Genomic DNA, 19043 nt, shown 5'->3' on the forward strand with positions numbered 1-19043 from the left:
GACAGAAAGGCCCCGCCAGCAATGGCGGGGCCTTTTGCTATCGGCTCAGCACCCATGCTGCTCCGGTTGACCGGCGCTGTCGGCCCCGCCATGGTAACGCAAACAGCATCTGGGAGATGGACATGCGCAAAGGATACCTGACCACGGCGGCAGCCCTCGGACTGGCCCTCGGACTTGGCTTGGGCGCGACGGCCCATGCTGCGACGGCCCCTGCCGCGCCGGTGCTTGATTGCCCCCTCGGCCGCCAGCCGCTCTCCACCCAATCCCCCCTGGCCGACGTGCTCTCTGTCCCCGCCGGCAAGGCGGTGGTCGAAGCCGCCTCGCCCGGCCTTGCCGATGCCATGATGCACCCCTTCGGCGGCGGCGCCCTGCCCCCCGGCTTCGATCGCATCGTCACCCCGCGCTCGGTCCTCGCCATGCTCGGCAAGACCGACCCGGCCCTCAGCGCCCGGCTCGACAAGGACCTGGCCAAGGTGCGCCTCACCAATGCCGACGTCGCCATCCGCTGCCGCACCTACGACAATGACCGCCCCGCGATCCCCGCCGATCTTCCGCGCCCGGCCATCCTTGTCTTCGGCAAGATCACCGGCTTTCGCGACAGCCCCTCGGTCAACGCCGCCGAAACCGCGCTCAAGGGCATCGCGGCCCGTCATGGCTGGGGCATCGTCTTCACTGACAGGGGCGGCGTCTTCAACGCAGCGGACCTTTCCCGGTTCGACGCTGTGGTGTGGAACAATGTCAGCGGCGATGCCCTGACCATCCCCCAGCGCGCCGCGTTCCGTAAATATGTCGAAAGCGGCGGCGGCTATGCCGGTATCCATGGCTCGGGCGGCGATCCGCAGTTCTTCTGGAACTGGTACGCCGATACCCTGATCGGTGCGCGCTTCATCGGCCACCCGATGGCCCCGCAGTTCCAGGAAGCCCGCGTCGTAGTGGAAGACCGCGCCCACCCGGCAACCCATGGCCTGCCCGGCGAATGGCGCATGACCGAAGAATGGTACTCCTTCGATCGCAGCGTCCGCCCGCTGCCCCGCACCCGCGTCCTCGCTTCGCTCGATGAAACCACCTACAAGCCCGGCGAAGGCTTCGGTCGCAAGATGGCGATGGGCGATCACCCGATCGCGTGGACCCGCTGCCTCGGCAAAGGCCGCAGCTTCTACACCGCCATCGGCCACCGGCCCGAGAACTACAGCCAGCCCGAAAGCCTGCAACTGCTCGATCAGGGCATCCTGTGGGCCATGGGCCTCAGCCCCGAAGGCTGCGCCGCAAAGTGAAATCCCCCGCAGCGGCCGATTGCGCCGCGCCGCGCTCTTTGCCAGTCTGCCCGGATAACAGACGGGGAAACGGGATGGGACTGAAAGCCGTTTGGGACGCGCATGTCGTTCCGCGCATGATCAAGTGCGCCTGCGCTTCGCCGGCCATCATGGAGCTTCGCGCAGGCGTCGTGCCCCGCGCGCAGGGCCGCGTGTTCGAGATCGGCTGCGGCGGCGGCCTCAACCAGCAGTTCTACGATCCTGCCCGCGTCACCGGATTTGCCGGGATCGACCCGTCGGGCAAGCTGCTCGACTATGCGCGCGAGGCCGCCGCCCGCAAGGGCTGGCAGGCCGACATCCGCGAAGGCGTGGGCGAGGACATTCCTTTCGGTGACGAGACCTTCGACACCGCCGTCTGCACCTACACGCTCTGTTCGGTCGATGATCCGGAGCAGGTCCTGTCCGAACTGCGCCGCATCCTGAAACCCGGCGGCACCCTGCTGTTCCTCGAACATGGCCTCAGCCCCGATGCCGACGTGGCGAAATGGCAGCGCCGGATCGAGCCTGTCTGGAAACCCCTGATGGGCGGCTGCCACCTCTCCCGCGCCGTCACCGCCCCGGTCCTCGGTGCCGGCTTCCAGCTCGAACACCCCGGCCACCAGTACATGCCCGGCATGCCCAGATGGGCCGCGTGGATGGAATGGGGCGCGGCCACCAAACTGCGCTGACCCCATCCCCCCCCCGGTGCGCCTGTCCCTGCGGAGGCCGGGAGGGAGGGAGACCCCGCAGGTGGTGGAGGGGCACCCGCAAGACCACACACCCGCACGTCGCGTCCCGCTAATCCTGCGCCTATCGCAGGATCATGCGACGTCTGTTAGACGGAAGATTTCCTGCACAGCTAGGGCGCGCCAGCCCGTAACTCGCAACAGGATGGCACGTCCGTCACTCCAACGCGCGGTATTGGAAATTGCGGAACAGGACTCGGCCATCGCCCGAAGCGAAAAGCGCAGGCCGCAGGCTCAGCAGGTTGTCGACAGTGTTGGCGTTATAACCGGTCACTTCCGAGCGTACCCCGTGGCGGGTCCAGTTCTTGCCATCGAGGCTATAGTAGAAAGTCACCACCTGATCGCGGTTGGTGATGCGCATGAACATGCGGCGGGCCGGTGGTGCAGGCTCCGGCCAATAGGACGCCTTGCCACCGCGATAGCTGGTCATCCGCGTGCCATCGATGCCCATGCCGAGGTAAAGCCGGTCGTCAAAGAACAGCAGAAGGCCGCCGGTGACCTGGCCTTGAAGTTCGACATCCACGGTCACCTCGTAGGCGCGGTCACCGACCTGCTGGGTGACGACCACGCCGTTCGACGGACCGGTGCCCTTGGCCTTCAGCGAAAGTGTGCGATCGGCAACGGCGATGCGGGCTTTCTCGGCAGGCGTGCTACCGTAAAGGCTCCACAGTGTGCCGAAACGGTCGCTCTCGAAGGCGTCGGAATGCGGCATCCCATGCACTTCTGCCGCAGCCGCAGGCTTGGGCAGCGGCTTCGAAAGGTCCCCGCCCGTCGCGCGGAACCATCCGTCGGCAGTCCATTCGATCGGTTCGAGCAGGGTCTGGCGGCCGAGCGTGTGATAGCCGTTCTCATAGCCGTGGTAGATCATGTACCACTTGCCGCCCGGCCCTTCGACGCACGTGGCGTGCCCGCGTGACCACCACATTTCATCCTTCGAAAGCGTGCGCTGGATCGGATTGTGCGGGCAATGCTCCCACGGTCCGTTGATCGAACGCGACCGCGCCGCGACGATCATGTGACCGGTGGCCGGGCCGCTGGTGCCGCCGACCGCATTGACCAGATAGAAATAGCCGCCCTTGCGGAACAGCTTCGGGCCTTCAGGAGACCACGCCTCGGTGATCCAGTCATCGGGATATCGCCAGGCCTCGTAGACGGTCTCGATCGGGCCGGCCGTGGCAAGGCCATCGGCGGTGAGGCGAACGCGCTTGCCATCGTTGAAGAATAGATAGCGGTGGCCGTCCTCGCCGACGACGTGGCCCGGGTCGATCAGTCCGCCAACCTTGAGGTCGATCGGATCGCTCCAAGGGCCGGCCATCGAAGGCGCATGAATCACGTAAGTGTTTGCGAAACTTGGGAGATCGGGCGACCATGGCGCTTTCATGAAAGGGATGTAGATGAAATAGCGCCCGTCATGCTTCGCGATGTCGACCGCGAACACCGTCCCCAGTGGCTTGGCCAGAGCCGGGCCGACCGGACGCCAGTTCACCAGATCGCGCGAATGCCAGATCAGCAGCCCGGGCGCAGAATCGAACGAGGAGTGCGTCATGTAATAGTCGTCGCCGTCCTTGAGCACGGACGGATCGGCATAGTCACCTGAAAGGATCGGGTTCAGATAGCGCCCGTCACCAAGGTCCGCGATGCGCTGGCCTTCGATACCAGTTCGCCATACGGGTGTGGCTGCAGGCTTGGATTTGCCAACGGAACATGCCCCCGCGGACTTGGCGGAAGCGCTGGCGCGAGACCCGGGCAAGCCTGCAATTGATCCCAAGACACCTGCTGCGGCAAGCTTTATCAACGTTCTGCGCGATTCCACAACCCACTCCCAGAAATTAGGATGCACATTCTATTTCATAGTGGAGAGCCGTGCAATCCGACAAGGACATTCCTCGAACAACAGGTCGGCGTTTTTGCAAGTGGAGACAGCCGACCCTCTTTGCTGTCCTACACGGCGGCGAAATGGCATGGTGGCGAAATGAGCGCTCAACCCTCTCCGCCTGCCTTCCGGCCCGAAACCTCTCACAAGGACTCCCCCAATTTTTCCGAAGGACAAATGGGAGGGGTGGCTGCCGCCACAGCGACTGACGGGGGGCACTGCGCTCCACTTCACATATGCGAACAAAATCTGAACATCGCGTCAGGAATCCCCGAAAGCGCCCGGAACTGACCGACCCCGAATTTCCCTGAACAGTGTAAACCCTGTAAACCCTTCTTCACATCCATGAAGAACCGCACCTCTACTAACGGGCAGTTCAGAGCCTCTTGCCCCCCGCGCTGCAATCGCTAAGGACGACTCAGCAAGCCGCAAAGCACGCAACACAGGACAGAACGATGGCGACCTTCTCGCTCCCGAAGAACTCCACGATCACCGGCAAGGCCCGCCACCATGCGTCGGCCACCAACGGCAAGATCCGCAAGTTCAAGGTCTATCGTTACGATCCCGACAGGGGCGAGAACCCGCGTTATGACACGTTCGAGATCGATCTCGACCAGTGCGGCCCGATGGTGCTCGATGCGCTGATCAAGATGAAGGGTGAACAGGACCCCACCCTCACCTTCCGCCGCTCCTGCCGCGAAGGCATCTGCGGTTCGTGCGCGATGAACATGAACGGTCGCAACGGCCTCGCCTGCACCACCGCGATCGAGGACCTGTCCGGCGAAATCCGCATCACCCCGCTGCCGCACATGGAGGTGATCAAGGACCTCGTCCCCGATTTCACCCACTTCTACGCGCAGTACGCCTCGATCCGCCCCTGGCTGCAAACCGTCAGCCCCACGCCTTCGGGCAAGGAGCGTCTGCAGTCGCCCGAACAGCGTGAAAAGCTCGACGGTCTTTACGAGTGCATCCTGTGCGCCTGCTGCAGCACCTCGTGCCCGAGCTACTGGTGGAACTCCGACAAGTTCCTCGGTCCCGCCATCCTGCTCCAGGCCTATCGCTGGCTGGCCGACAGCCGCGACGAGATGACCGGTGAGCGTCTGGACGAGCTGGAAGATCCCTTCCGCCTCTATCGCTGCCACACCATCATGAACTGCGCGAACGTCTGCCCGAAGGGCCTCTCGCCCGCCCGCGCCATCGCCGAAATCAAGAAGATGCAGGCAGAGCGTCTCGTCTGATCCGGTGAGCGAGCAAGCCTTCCGTTACGAGCCGGCCGAGGACCACCCCGGCTGGTTCACCTGGAACCTGACCGACGAGACCCGCTTCAACGCCCAGACCATGGGCCGGATGCTGACGCGGATCGAGGAAGGCGCCGATGGCATCCGCCGCGCCCGCCTGCGCATGTTCCCGGAGCGTCGGCACTCCAACCTGCTCGATGCGGTCCACGGCGGCGTCACCCTCGCCCTCATCGACATCGCGCTCTTCGCGGCGATGCGCACTCTCCTTGCGGGCGACGCTGCAGGCTCGGTCACCCTCGACTTGTCCAGCCAGTTCATCGGTGCAGGCCGCATCGGAGAGCCACTCGACGCGGTAACGGAGGTGCTGCGCGAAACCGGCCGCCTGGTGTTCCTCCGCGGTCTCGTCGTTCAGGGCGATGACACGATCGCCGCATTCAACGGCACGATCCGCAAGCCGAGTCCGAAAAAGCCGATCAGGCGATGACATCTGTCCTCTCCCGCTATCGCGAGCTGGTTGCTGCGGGTGAACTGCGGCCCGACCCTGAGCAGGCCGCCGCCGCTGCTCGGCTTGACGCGCTGCAGCAGGAACTTGAAACGCCTCCGCCCTCACCTGGCCTGTTCGGCAAGCTCTTCGGCGCGAAGCCAGCGCCGCCGCCGCGTGGGGTCTACATGTGGGGAGGAGTTGGGCGCGGCAAGTCCATGCTGATGGACTTGTTCCACGACAACCTCGCTCTACCCGCCAAGCGCCGCGCGCACTTCCACGAGTTCATGCTCGATGTCCACGCCCGCCTGCGCGAGGAGCGCAAGAAGGAAAGCGGCGACCCGATCATCCCCGTCGCGGCGGCCATCGCGGCGGAGACGCGCGTGCTCTGCTTCGACGAAATGGTGGTCAACAACAGCGCCGACGCGATGATCATGAGCCGCCTGTTTACCGCGCTGATGGTCGAGGGCGGCGTAACGGTCGTCACCACCTCCAACCGTGCGCCACAGGATCTCTACAAGAACGGTCTAAACCGCGAACACTTCCTCCCCTTCATCGAACTGATCAGAAGCAAGCTCGACGTCCTCACCCTCAATGGGCCCACCGACTACCGGCTGGAACGCATGCGGGGCGTGGGCACCTGGCACGTGCCGGTTGGACCAGAATCGACCGCCAAGGTGCGCGATGCCTTCTTCCGGCTGACGGACTATCCGCCAGAAGACAGCGAACACGTCCCTTCTTGCGATCTTGACGTCGGCGGCGGTCGCAAGCTGCACGTCCCGAAGAGCCTGAAGGGCGTCGGCGTGTTCAGTTTCAAGAAATTGTGCAGCGAAGCTCGCGGAGCGGCGGACTATCTGGCGATTGCCCGCAATTTCCACACCGTGATCGTCGTCGCGATACCGCGTCTTGGCCCGGAATTGCGCAACGAGACAGCACGCTTCATCACGTTCATCGACGCGCTTTACGAGCACAAGGTAAAGCTGATCGCCACCGCTGACGCCGAACCGGCAGACCTTTACGACTGGGGCGGAAAAGGCGACGACGAAGGTCGCTTCATGTTCGATCGCACGGTCAGCCGCCTGATCGAAATGCAGAGCCAGGACTATTTGGCGCTAGGCCACGGCGAAGACTGACAGATTCTGAAGCGTTAACCAACTCCGTCAACGCGGCTAACCACGAATCGCGTCAAACCTCACGGTGATCCAATGAAACAGGCGCTGCCGCTCATGGAGCGGGCAGCGCCTTTTCGTTTAAACCCCTGTTTTTCAATGAAAAACTAGGGCCGAAATAGCCTTACTGGAACAGCCAGCGCAGGATTTCGATAACGGCGTTTACTGCGGACATTCGTGCCTCCATCCACGATTGGAGACACATGGTTAACACCGACCTGTATGGTTAACAACTTCTAAACGAAACCAAATCGGCGCTGTCCCATTTTGAGAAGCCCCTGACAGAACTCTGGAAAAGCTTGCGGCCGGCCGAGGTAGTAGCCCTGCCCGACGTCACAGCCCAATTCGACGAGAGCGCGATAGGTCGCGTCATCCTCGATTCCCTCCGCGACGACAGTCTGGCCAAGAGCATGCGCGAGACCAATGGTTGCGCTTATGATGCTGCGCTCGCGATCGTGCGTTAACAGGCGTGAAACAAAGCGCCGGTCGAGTTTGAGTTCGTCGCTAGGCAGGTCAGCAAGGTATGCCAGACTCGCCTCACCAGTACCGAAATCATCGATGGAAAGGCGGAATCCCATGGCCCGGAGTTGGGAGAGATTCTGAACTGCGGCCGGACGATTTCGCACGCTCGACGTTTCTGTTATTTCAATCGTCAACAGCCTGGCATCGATGTTTCGACGACGGACAATCTCGGCAAAGTTGGAGACGAGAGATGGCTTGTCCACCATCTGTGCTGACAGATTGATGCTCATTTGAAAACGTTGACCCGCCGCATTCAGAGCGAGGGCAGCGGTGATCGCCTCATCTACCACCCAGTAGGTCAGTGCATCAATTCGGCCAGCGCGCTCCGCTTGCAGTATGAACGCATCGGGTGCGATTGGCCCCCGGGTCGGGTGATTCCATCTGATGAGAGCTTCAGCACCGCAAGCGTGACCCAATCGCATGTCCCACTGGCTTTGGTACGCAAGCCAGATTTCGCCGTTTCGCAATCCTTCATCTATGCGAGCATGAAGCGATAGCTCCCAACTCGCTTCGGCAAGCCGCTCCGCTTCGAACAGTTCCACAGAGCGGCCAGAACTGAGCGCATCGTTCGCACTCGCGAGCGCCGAATTGACGCGAGTCTGGGCATCCAGCCCTTCATTTCGATCGAGTCCGAAATGAATGTTGGTGTCAAAAGTATAGGTGCCAATCTGCAAAGGCGCAGAAAACAGTGCACGCAGACCTTCAAGGTGATTGAGTTGCATTTCGAGCGGACGTGCTTCTTCGGTCCACGCAAAATGACCACCTTCACCGTTGAAGATTGTCTCGATACCCGAGCCGACGGATAATCTCCTCGCAATCTGGCGAGCGCATTCTCCATGAAGATCGCGCGGCAAGGTTGCCAGAATCTCCTCGTAGCGACCGATCACCGCGACGATGACGTCACGACCAACTTCAAGAGGCTGCGCACTGAGAGCCAGAAGGTTGGGCAGACCGGACGTGCTGGTATGCTGGACTCGCCTGACCCGCAATTGCCAGGCGCGAGCAACGCCGTAGATCATAAGCGACAGGAACGCTGCACCGGTATCAACGGTGACGCCAATAAGCTGAAGAGCTGGAGCAAAGACGAAGGGAGCGAACACTGCAAGGGCGTGCAGTGTGAACTTCGACTTTCGAGAGTCTGCACGCGATCCCGCTCGAATCAGCAACCACGATATGATCAGCAGCGGCAGTTGCCCGAGAGAGAGCGAGATCGGCTTGGCCAGGCCAGATGCCCCCGCGATATCGACGGCCAGAGGGTGTATGCGTCCCTTGCCATAATATCCGATCGTGGGGACATTCTGGGATTGCGTGACCACGATCGTACGACCGGTGAGCAACCCCGGCGTATAGGATCCGCTAAGCAGCATCCTCTCGCCGACCTTGGGGATCGTGTCAGGTTCGACCAGAAAATCCGGTTCAAAGGTGTCCTGAAGCCCGGAATACTTCCCTGCAAGGGACGCAGCAAACGTGGGGTAATCGCGTCCGGCGATGTTCACTGAATAAGGAGACGAGACGGCATAATCGATAAAGTTGCCGTTCCACACAGAGACAACAATGGGCGCCACGTCCGACAGCGCCTTTGGCGGCATTCGGAAATCTCGCAGCGTGAACGTATGGCCGAGACTTCCCACCGTCTGGCCACGCACCACGAGAGAAACCCCTGATCCAAAGGATCTGATTGTTTCAGCCAGCAATCGATCGCCCGCAGCATCTGTGCCGTACTTCACTGGCGCATCTACATAGACCCGATAGGGCATCTGGGGACGCAGTTGCTCCAGCACCCGCGCAAGCCTGGGTGCAGCAACCGTGTCAGAATCGGGGTGGTCACTGTCACTCTCAAGTTCGACGATGACCGTGGAGCCGTTGGCTTGGTGTTGGTTCAGCTTGTGCCGAACATTCCAAAAAACGTGATCAATCGGTGTCAGAAAATCGGTAAGCGCCAGCAACGCCGGGATCAGCAGCGCAAGGAACAGGGGGGTGCGCAGTTTCTTCAGCATGGACCCACGGGCGTTGTTTCCGAACCCGATTAGTCCGCAATGGTGAAGATCACCTTACCGGCTTGGGACGCTTAACAGGCAATCAACCAAGGCGATCCAATGATTTCCGCAGCATGAGAAGCTGCCAGATCAATCGGCTGTGGTCGGCACGGCCCGTCATGTGGGCCTCGGCAAGCGCGTCGATGCGTGTGCTGTTGAACCAGCCGGTGGCAGCTAGAGATCCGCTGGCAGCAAGACCGCGCGCTTCCGCTGCCAAGGGACCGCGCAGCCACTGCGCAATCGGCGTGACGAATCCCATCTTCGGGCGAAACAGCACGTCCTGCGGCAGATAACGGCGCATTGTCTGCTTCATGAGCCACTTGCCCGTACTGCCTCGCACACGCATTCGTTCGGGCAGTCGCGCGCCGAATTCGACAAGCCGATGATCAAGCAGCGGTTCGCGCGCTTCCAGACTGACCGCCATGCTCGTCCGGTCGACCTTGGTCAGGATATCGCCGGGCATGTAGAACTTGAGGTCCGCATACTGGGCACGGTCCAGGCCAGAGCGGGCGGGAGCCTTGCGCATCAACTCCATCAACGGCTGTTCGGCCCGGTATTCACCGCGCAGCGACATGAAATCAGGCGTATAGAGCGTGTCTCGCAAGTCCGCCGACGTCACGGCTAGGGCGCGCGCGTATCCTTCCTCACCGCTGCCGGCGAGGCTGAGCAGCGTCGTCCTTGCGCGAAGCGGACGAGGTGCCCAGTCCGCCTTTGGCCACAGACGGCCCATGGTCCCGAACACCGGCTTTCGCAGCGCGGAAGGCAACAGGCCCCTCGCCTGTTCCTCGCGGTGCTGGAATGTCTGCCTGCGGTAACCGGCAAAAGCCTCGTCCGCCCCGTCGCCGGAAAGGGCCACCGTGACATGCTCGCGCGCCAGCTCGCAGACCCGGAATGTCGGGAGCGCCGACGCATCGGCGAAAGGCTCGTCGAACATGGCAGCAAGTCGATCAACCAGCGAGAAGTCTTCCGGCGAAACCGTGCGCTTCCAGTGCTGGGTGCCATATTGCGCGGCGATCCGATCCGCATAAGCGGTCTCGTCGAGCGCAGCGACATCGAAACCGATCGAACAGGTCTTTACCGGTGCCGTACTTGCCTCGGCCATGAGCGCGACGACACTTGAACTATCAACCCCGCCCGAAAGGAACGCCCCCAAGGGCACGTCGGCGAGCATGCGCGAAGTGACGGCCTCGCGCATATGGTGGAGCAGATGGGCCTCAAGATCCTGCCGACTGCCGGTGGCACGATCGGCGAAGGACACGTCCCACCACTGCACCGGCGGCGATGGCGGTGCATCGGCTCGAAGCAACTGGTAGTGCCCGGCAGCAAGCTTCTGCACGCCCTTGAGGATCGAGCGGTGATCCGGGACATAGCCCCAGGCAAGGTAATCTTCGACAGCCAGCGGATCGATTTCACGCCGCAGCGACGGGTGCGCGAGCAGCGCCTTCAGTTCCGAACCAAAGATGACGGCGCCGTCGGCAAGGCGCGCGGTGAACAGCGGCTTTACGCCAAAGCGATCTCGCGCCAGCAAGGTGGTGCGCTGGCGCAGATCGTGCAGCGCGAAAGCGAACATGCCGTGAAGGCGCGGCAGGCAGTCAACGCCCCAATGCCGCCAGGCCTGGAGAATGACCTCGGTGTCGCCATCGGTGCGGAAGGTTGCGCCGAGCGCAATCAGGTCACTGCGAAGTTCCCTGTAGTTGTAGATCTCGCCGTTGAAGACGATGGCCGCATCGCCTTCAGCCGCGAGCATCGGCTGTGGCGATCCGGCGAGGTCGATGATGGACAGGCGGCGATGGCCGAGGCCGACGCCCGGCGCCGTCCAGACGCCTTCGCCATCAGGCCCGCGATGGGCGATGACATCGCACATCCGCCGGACCCGTTCCGGATCGACAGGCTTGAGACCTTCGGTATGGATGATTCCGGCAATTCCGCACATGCGAACGGGACCTAGCGCCCTGCAGCCGTGCGGTCCATCCACGCTTCGACCGGCCCGATCGCGGCAATGGCGGCACGAAGGGAGGCTTCGGCGGGAGGCTGGCCGGGAACCCCGTCTTCCGCAGACAGGATCAGCGCGGCCGTGCTGCGGGTCCGCAGCAGCAGACGGTCAACGATGTTGGCAAGCTTCAGGCGCGTGTTGCTACCGGTGATGAGCGGGCCGGAGCGATAGTAGCTCTCGGCAAGACGATGGACCGGACCTGCTGCCTGGATGCGCTCGGCATGGCCCCCGGCGAGCGGAGCAGCGGACCTTTCCCACGCCCACCCGCTGTCGAGCGGGATCGCGCCCTGTCCGAAGCCGCCGGCCTCGCGGCCATCGGCCTGCGCCGCGTAGAGCGCGAACGAAATGTCGACGACATGGCCGGAACTATCGCGGAAGCGACCGAGGAGAACGTGCGAGGCGCCGGTATGCAGCGGCTTCCATGGCACCTGAGGCGTGAAGTCGATCTGCTGCCAGCCAGAGATCGGGGCAAAGTCTATCCGTGCCGGCATCGGTGCCTCGAGGCGACCGGCCCAGGCGCTCCACCCGCTGAAGATCAGCGCCAGAGCAGCGAGCGCCGCAGACGCCCTCGGCGGTCCGATCCGATATTGCGAAAGTGCGCTCAGCAGACGGTTGGCCTGAATGGCTTCGGCATCGATCATCCGATCATCGATCGCGCGGTCGAAAAAGCGCCAGGCCATGACCATGACCAGCGCCATCACCAGCGCGAAGAAGATCCAGCCGTAGAAGATATGATCGAACCCGGCGGCGAATTCGATGCCGCGGTGTTCGGCGATGAAGATGGTGCCCCAGGCCCGCACGCCATTCGCCAGGATCGGCATGGCGATGCTCAAGCCCATGAACGCGATGCGACGGCTCCACGAGGCGAAGCAGACGTTGGCGACCAACGCGCCGTACGCGATCATCGCGATGAGGAACTTGACGCCAGAACAGGCCTCGGCCACTTCGAAATAGCCGCCCGGCGTGGTGATGAAGACACCTTCGATATGCGCCGGTACCTGGCTCGCATCGAGCAGCGCCATCGTCATGTGTGCGGTGATCGTCTGCAGGAACGGGATCAGTTCGTCTCCGGCCGGCACCAGAAACAGCATGTAGGCAATCGGAAAGAGCAGACCGGCGCAGACCCTGGGGCCGAGGAGGACCACTGCACTTGCCTGCGCCATCAGGACGACGCCAAGCTGCGTGGCCAGCGACAGACCCGCAAATGTTCCGAGAAGCCAAAGGAACGCCGCCCCGCCAAAGAACACCAGGCCGGGCCACCAGCCCTGCGGCTCGAGTTTCACCACCTCGCGCCAGCGTAGCGAGATCAGCCATACGAGGATGAAGGGAATCAGAAGGACGTGATTGTAAGTCGAGCTGTCCCACCATTGCAGGAACATCTCGCGCCAGTCGGTAGCGAAAAGCGCGACGTTGCAGGCCCAGGCGATGGCAAGACAAGCGAGCGCGCGCCGCCACGCTGCGGGCAGATTGGCCCAGCGCTGCTGGAGCGGCGCTTTCAGGGTCAGATCAGGCTGCGGCACGTGAACCCTCGGGCCCTGCAAGGCCGAGCAAGCCGGCCAGCGGGGCAAGTACGCCTGCCCAGCCGCACTTCTCTACGACGAAGGAGCGGGCAGACTGACCGATCGTGCCCGCCCGGACCTTGTCGTGAAGCAAGCTCAGCGCGGCTTTCGCCAAGGCTTCGGCGCCGTTTGCGACTACGAGTTCCTGCCCGTCGCGCGCGGGGATACCGGTGGCGGCTTCGGGCGTGGCCAGCACCGGGCGTGCCATCGCCATGGCTTCGAGCACCTTGTTCTGCACGCCGCGCGCGATGGTCAGCGGAGCAACCACCATATCCGCGCCAGCCAGCCACGGTCGGACATCGATCACCGCGCCGGTCACGCGAGTGCCGTGGACGCCTTCGAGCGCGCGAACGGCGAGCGTCGGCGCGCGGCCCACGACGTTGAAGCGGGCTTGCGGAAATACCGCGCGGATCTGCGGCATGACCGCCCGCGCAAACATCTCCACGGCCGCGATGTTCGGGGGGTAGTCCATCTGGCCCGTGAAGGTGATGTGCGGCCCCTGCCCCTCAAGCTCGGGAGCAAGCGGCATTCCTTCAGGGTCAAAGAAGTCGGCGTCGATGCCATTGCCCAGCGCCAGAACGGCGGGGTCAGCGCCCGGCAGAAGGCGCTGGCGAAACAGGGCGGCTTCTTCCGGCGTCACCAGCAGGCTTGCATTGACACGGCGAGCAACATCGCTTTCGAAACGCGACAGCAGCCGAGCTTCACGCGCGTAGAGATGAGCCAAAGGAAAGCGGGCCTGCCCTGCGTAGGATTCGAACTTTGCCGAATCGACGTCGACAAAGTCCATCACGACACGACCTGCGAAGTCCGTCGGCACGTATTGGGCCATCTGGCCGGAGAAAACGTAGATGGCCGAGATCGGACGGGTGGCGAGAACCTTGGCCACGTAAGCCGAGATGCGCTTGTCCGCGAAAGCCGTCAGGCTCACGGGCTTGCCCGACGCCAGCGCCTCAATCGCGGCGATCTTGAGCGAGCGCGACCGCCGGACAAGGCAATGGCAAGCGGCGACGGCGGCAAGGTCGGGCTCGTGCGCCATATCGCCCTCGTCGTCGGCGAAGCACGCCACGTGCACCGGTGCAAGGCCTGCAATGTGCCGGAGGACGTGGCACGACCGGATCTTGTCGCCGCGATCGGGCGGAAACGGGATGCGATGGGCAAGGAACAGGACCTCGCTCATGCCAGGCCTTGCGCGATCAGCGGGCCGACACGGTTGGCGAGGCCAAGCGGCAGCTTCTGCCACAACGCGATCTTGGCCTTGTAACGCGGGCTGAGCGGATTGACGTCGCGCGGAGCGTGCCCATCGGCGGTCCACGTCTGATAAGCCAGTGGCTCTGGCGTGAAGCCCCAGTTGCGCTTGAAGTGGTAGGCGCCGGTATCAACCTTGGACCTGCCAAAATCGAACCGATCGCAGCCCCGCACGCGCGCATGGTTCATCAGCGCATAGTACATCACATCGTTGGCACGCATCGTCCGCGCAGCGAAGGTGCCGCCGCCCCAGTAGGGCATGACTGCGCCGCGGTGATAGAGGCTCAGTACCGAGGCGAGCGGCTGCCCGTCACTGACCACGGTCAGGATGTCAGCGTCATCGCCGAAGCCGTCCAGCACTGCATCGAACAGGCGTTTCGGGAACACCGGCGTACCGAGATTGCGGACGGATTCGGCATAGACCGCATAGTGCATCGCGCGATCCTCGGCGCTGCTGCCGGTCCGCACTTCCATACCATAACCCAGGCCACGCCGCACCTCGGCGCGCTGCTTGCGCGGGATGGCCAGTAGTTGCGCTTCATCATCTGCGGCAAGCGCCGTGACGAAGCCTGCGTGGCTGTCTGTCTTAACGTGCCAGCCCTCGCCTTCCGGCAAAGGACCGCCGCGAAGCTCGATGGTCGGACAGTTCAGGCGCACGGCCAGTTCCTGCGCGGCAATGAATAGCGCCGGACTGCCCTCGCCAACAACGCCGCCGCCCACGCCAAAGCCGGTGGAGACCAGCGCGCGGCCGAACAGCGGTGAATGGACTTCGTGCAAGGGCAGCACGGCGCGGATCACACCGTCCTGCTCCGAAATCAGGATGTGCGTGCGGTGGCCAGTCGAGCGTTCTACCGCGTCAAGCCATTCTGGCCGGTGAAAGGCAGTGGCATTGGGATGATCGGCCAAAAAGCGCGCCACAGCCCCCCGGTCATCGGGACCGCCGAGGCGTGCAACGGAACTGGCGAGAAAGAATGGCGCGTTCATGCTGCGCGGCTCAACGGCGTTCGCGCAGATTCCGTGGCGGCAACCTCGTCCATCCGGCCCCAGCGGAACTCACGCACCAGACGCGACAGCTTTGCCGCCATGACATCGAGATTGGTGTAGTGCCGCAAGCGCGACTTGAGCGGGGCGGCGGCGGGGCGCGGCTGGTCGGGGTCGATTTCCCAAGGGTGGAAATAGAACACCGCCGGCCGGCCGTCGCGTTCGTTGACCTGACGGATCGCCCAGCGGGATACGGCATAGGGCAGCAGCCGGAAGAAGCCGCCACCGCCTGCCGCCATGCGTCGTCCTGCGACCTCTGCCGTCGTGACCGGTATCTCGATCAGGTCCGCGCCCTCGATGGGGCGGAACGCAAACCGCGGTGCCTCGCGCCAGCCATAGTGGTCATGCACGACAGGCGCGACCGAGGAGGAATAGACGTAGCCCTGCTCTGCCAGCACTTCATGCGCCCAGGGAGTGCGGGCATCGATGGAAAAGCTTGGCGCGCGATAACCGGTGACGCGCTGCCCGGTCACGTCTTCCAGCACCTTTCGTGCGCGCGCGATGTCGGCAGCAAAGGCTTCGCGGCCCAGCGTGAATACGCGGGCGTGATCCCAGCCATGGCTGGCGATCTCGTGCCCTGCGCCAGCGATCCGGCGCATCATCGCCGGGTAGCGCTCGGCAATCCAGCCAAGCGTGAAGAACGTTCCCTTCACGCCCGCTTCCTCGAACAGAGAAAGGATCTGCTCGCAATTGCGCTCGACCCGGCAATCGAGCCCGTCCCAGTCCTTGCGGTCAATCACGGTTTCGAACGCGCCGACCTGGAACCAGTCCTCGACGTCGACCGAGAGTCCGTTCAGCATCTGGCCATTCAGCACTTGGCCGTTCAGCACCCCGGACGACATCTGTTCACCCCTTTTGACGCCGCTCACGCAGCGGCGCGATGGAAGTCTTCGGCCTCGATCCACTCGATCAGCATGGTCAGGGTGTGGCGAATGGCCTGTTCCTGCTCGCTGGTCCGTGATTCCAGCGCAGCAATCGTGCGCTGCGCCTCCGCCAGTGCAGCCAGCACACCGTCATCGCCGGGACGTGCTTCGAGAGCGGCGATGCGGCGATTGGCTTCTTCAAGCTGCGCGGCAAGATCGAAGTCCGGCAGCGGCGCGACCGGCGCAGCGCGCATGTCGGCCAGTTCGATGATGGCCTGCTGGAGTTCGGCAATCTGCTCGTCGCGTTCAGCCAGAGCGGCACGCCATGCGCTCTCGTCCAGGGCCGGCGCGGCAGCAGGCGCCTGAGCGGCCGGGAGGTCAACCTGGGGCACATCGGCCAAGGGAGCGGGGGCGACCGAGACCTGCGGCTTGCCGAAAGCGCCATCGCCCGCAAGGTCCGCCAGCACGGCCTGCAGCATTGCTGCATCGATATGATCGCGCTGCTCCACCGCGCCCATCAGCATCAGACGGTTGACGATCTGGTTGATCCGGCGGGGCACGCCGCCGCTGGCCTTGGCGAGATCGGCATAGACGCGCGCATCGAACTGCGGACGCCCTTGCCAGCCGACCAGCGCAAGGCGATGCTCGACATAGCTGCCGACTTCAGCCGGCTCCATCGCATCGAGGTGATGCGATGCGATGACGCGCTGGCGCAATTGCTCGAGCTCGGGCGACGTCTGGATCAGCGTGCGGAACTCAGGCTGGCCGAGCAACAGGATCTGCAGCAGCGGGTGCGCGCCCAACTGGAAGTTGGAAAGCATGCGCAGCTCTTCGAGCGCTTCGACCGAAAGGTTCTGCGATTCATCAACCACCAGCAGGCAGCGGCGGCCTTCGCGCGCTTCATGATGCAGGAACGCCTCGATCTGGGCGAGTGCGGTGGCCTTGTCGTGGCCCGCCACTTCCAGTCCGAAGGCGCGAGCGGCGACGTGAATCAGTTCCTCGCCATCGAGCGCCGAGGTGACGATCTGGGCAGCGGTGAGTCGCTGGCGATCGACCGTCGCCATGAGGTGCGCTGCGAGCGTCGACTTGCCCGCGCCGACTTCGCCGGTGATGACGATGAAGCCCTCACCCTGAGCAAGGCCATAACCGAGGTAAGACAAGGCCTTACGGTGCGTTCCGCTTTCGAAATAGAAGCGCGGATCGGGCGTCAGCTGGAACGGACGGCCGGCAAGTCCATAAAATTCATCGTACATCGAAGCCGTCTCCGGGCATCAGAAGGAATAGCGCAGGCCAACAAGGCCCGATGCGATTACTTCGTCTTCAATCACTTTACGGTTAACACTATCCAAACCGACCGCTGCGGTCGCCACGAGGCGGTCCGTCAGGTTGCGGAAGTAGGCGGCGTTGACGCCCACCGTGGTCACGTCGCCAAGGCTGGAAGCGCCTGACTCGAACCACGCGGCATAAGCCGAAACGGCGAAGCTCGACCGCCGGTCGATCGGGCCGTTGAGCCCGGCGTCGACATAGAAGCTTTCGTCCACCACGCCATTCGCAGCGCCAAGAACCGAGTCCTCCCGAGCGATGTACTTGCGGCGGATGTAGCCTGCGCCAATCCCGGCCTGCAGGCGGCCGATGCGGTGGGCATAAGTGGCGTTGATGCCGCGGGCACGGAACACCGAACTCGCGACCGAGGACAGCGCGTTGTTGACGCAGCCGCCGGATTCCGAGCCGATGGCGCAACCGCTGATCTGGCCGTTGAACGGATCGCGGTTGACCTGGAAATCGGTCGGCAGATCGCGCAGCGCGCGGTTCACCTGCCCGCCAAAGCCCGACATGTTGTCGTAGACGGCGACTGTCAGGGAGCTGCGCACGTTCGGGTTGTAGGAGAAGCTGCCATAGTAGGTCGTGCTGTCATAGCGGCGGCCGACAAAGGCAGAAAGCGCAGTGCGGCGGCTCGGCCGCCACATCACGCCTGCGTCCCAGGTAAAGCCTTCGGTATCGTAAGCCAGCTTGCGGGCCTGCGACTTGTCGGTGACGTAGCGGCCATTGCTTCCGATTACCGGCACGCCAGCGGCATCGCGCACGGCATCACGGGCAGAGACCTCCACATCCTCGTATCCGACCGCGCCAACGAGGGCGAGTTCCATCGTGACGGGATAGGTGACCTGCACGCCTGCGCGCATGTCACGCACGCGCTGATCGAGGTTGCTCACGTCTTCCTGATAGTACGATCCGCTGGCCGTGATGCCCACCGGAAGGACCGTATCAGGCGCAATGCCTGCAGAGACTTGCGCCGACTGCGATACGGAATCGTCGAAGATGTCGGTCAGTGCCTGCCCCGGGGAAAGCTGAAGGGCATCCTTCTGCTGCACCTTGGTGTAACCGAGGATGTAGGAGCCAGACAGCGCAACGTCGCCCACGTGGGTGGAAACGGCAGGTCCGGCGTAGAGCGAATAGACCTGGCTTACCGCGTCGTCGGCGGCGAGCGGATTGAGCGTTGACGCACCACTGCCCTCGACGCGTGTGCGGGCCGCAAGCGCACCAGCTTCGACCGAGAGAGTGCGCGGGATCAGGTCATGCTTGACGCGCGCGAGGCCCGAAAGCGTATCCCCGTCACGCACGCGATCCGTCTGCGATATCCGCCGCTCATAGCGGACCGAGACTGCGCCTTGCGTGCGGCGACCGTTGAGCGTCATGTCGACACCGGCCGCGATCGTGCTGTAGGTCAGCACTTCGTCGCCGGGCGAAAGCTCCCACAGCACGTTCTGCGTTGCTTCGATGTAGGGCGTGATCGTGGCGCGAGGGCCGCCACTGGCACCGCGCGAGGTCAGGCCCCCGCCCTTGCGCGGAGCATCGGCCTTGCCCGAGGGCGCATCACCATCGACGCTCTCGTAATCGAGCGATTGCGCGTGAAGCGGACCTGCCACGAGCATTGCCCCGGCAAGCGCGAGCAGGCGCACTGAAAGGCGCGAAGGAAGCCGCATC

The 19043-nt window shown here is 63.6% G+C and carries 14 protein-coding genes; 5 read left to right on the forward strand and 9 right to left on the reverse strand.

The window, feature by feature from the left end:
* Positions 1-122: 122 nt before the first annotated feature.
* Together AC3WLM_RS02350 and AC3WLM_RS02355 are read left to right on the forward strand one after the other, a co-directional pair.
* The gene (locus AC3WLM_RS02350) at positions 123-1274 is read left to right on the forward strand and encodes a ThuA domain-containing protein (RefSeq protein ID WP_492476480.1); all 1152 of its coding nucleotides are present in this window, start codon (positions 123-125) and stop codon (positions 1272-1274) included.
* A 74-nt stretch (positions 1275-1348) separates the two neighbouring features.
* Complete coding sequence (locus tag AC3WLM_RS02355; protein ID WP_492476481.1) at positions 1349-1981, forward strand: class I SAM-dependent methyltransferase; 633 nt, start codon at positions 1349-1351, stop codon at positions 1979-1981.
* Between the two features lie 214 nt (positions 1982-2195).
* Here the strand turns inward: AC3WLM_RS02355 and AC3WLM_RS02360 are convergent, their stop codons facing one another.
* Positions 2196-3797, reverse strand: a complete 1602-nt coding sequence (locus tag AC3WLM_RS02360) for a family 43 glycosylhydrolase (protein WP_231735655.1) — start codon at positions 3795-3797, stop codon at positions 2196-2198.
* A 569-nt stretch (positions 3798-4366) separates the two neighbouring features.
* On the opposite strand from AC3WLM_RS02360, the gene AC3WLM_RS02365 reads away from it, so the two are divergent.
* The 3 genes from AC3WLM_RS02365 to zapE are packed head-to-tail and all read left to right on the forward strand — an operon-like array spanning position 4367 to position 6763.
* Positions 4367-5149 carry a succinate dehydrogenase iron-sulfur subunit gene (locus AC3WLM_RS02365; RefSeq protein WP_492476482.1) on the forward strand — a complete coding sequence of 261 codons (783 nt, stop codon included), beginning with the start codon at positions 4367-4369 and terminating at the stop codon, positions 5147-5149.
* Between the two features lie 4 nt (positions 5150-5153).
* On the forward strand, positions 5154-5633 hold the full coding sequence (locus tag AC3WLM_RS02370; protein WP_492476483.1) for a PaaI family thioesterase: 480 nt from the start codon (positions 5154-5156) through the stop codon (positions 5631-5633).
* Entirely contained in the window at positions 5630-6763 is a 1134-nt protein-coding gene (gene zapE, locus AC3WLM_RS02375; RefSeq protein WP_492476484.1) for a cell division protein ZapE, read from the forward strand. The genes AC3WLM_RS02370 and zapE overlap by 4 nt, the downstream gene beginning before the upstream one ends.
* Positions 6764-7035: 272 nt before the next feature.
* Here the strand turns inward: zapE and AC3WLM_RS02380 are convergent, their stop codons facing one another.
* From AC3WLM_RS02380 to AC3WLM_RS02415, 8 genes are all read right to left on the reverse strand, one after another.
* Positions 7036-9318, reverse strand: a complete 2283-nt coding sequence (locus AC3WLM_RS02380; protein WP_492476485.1) for an EAL domain-containing protein — start codon at positions 9316-9318, stop codon at positions 7036-7038.
* 82 nt (positions 9319-9400) lie between these two features.
* Positions 9401-11290: an XrtA/PEP-CTERM system amidotransferase gene (locus tag AC3WLM_RS02385; protein WP_492476486.1), complete on the reverse strand. Its 1890-nt coding sequence runs from the start codon at positions 11288-11290 to the stop codon at positions 9401-9403.
* An 11-nt stretch (positions 11291-11301) separates the two neighbouring features.
* Positions 11302-12870, reverse strand: coding sequence for an exosortase A (gene xrtA, locus AC3WLM_RS02390; protein ID WP_492476487.1), 1569 nt, complete (start codon positions 12868-12870; stop codon positions 11302-11304).
* On the reverse strand, positions 12857-14086 hold the full coding sequence (locus AC3WLM_RS02395; RefSeq protein ID WP_492476488.1) for a TIGR03087 family PEP-CTERM/XrtA system glycosyltransferase: 1230 nt from the start codon (positions 14084-14086) through the stop codon (positions 12857-12859). The genes xrtA and AC3WLM_RS02395 overlap by 14 nt, the downstream gene beginning before the upstream one ends.
* Positions 14083-15138, reverse strand: coding sequence for a FemAB family XrtA/PEP-CTERM system-associated protein (locus AC3WLM_RS02400; RefSeq protein WP_492476489.1), 1056 nt, complete (start codon positions 15136-15138; stop codon positions 14083-14085). The genes AC3WLM_RS02395 and AC3WLM_RS02400 overlap by 4 nt, the downstream gene beginning before the upstream one ends.
* Positions 15135-15995, reverse strand: coding sequence for an XrtA system polysaccharide deacetylase (locus AC3WLM_RS02405; protein WP_492478080.1), 861 nt, complete (start codon positions 15993-15995; stop codon positions 15135-15137). Before AC3WLM_RS02405 ends, AC3WLM_RS02400 begins: the two co-directional genes overlap by 4 nt.
* Positions 15996-16060: 65 nt before the next feature.
* Positions 16061-17311, reverse strand: coding sequence for an XrtA/PEP-CTERM system-associated ATPase (locus AC3WLM_RS02410; RefSeq protein ID WP_492476490.1), 1251 nt, complete (start codon positions 17309-17311; stop codon positions 16061-16063).
* Between the two features lie 18 nt (positions 17312-17329).
* Positions 17330-19042, reverse strand: a complete 1713-nt coding sequence (locus AC3WLM_RS02415) for a preprotein translocase subunit YajC (protein ID WP_492476491.1) — start codon at positions 19040-19042, stop codon at positions 17330-17332.
* Position 19043 lies beyond the last annotated feature (1 nt).

Source organism: Novosphingobium sp. FW305-C-30-35 (assembly GCF_058783135.1).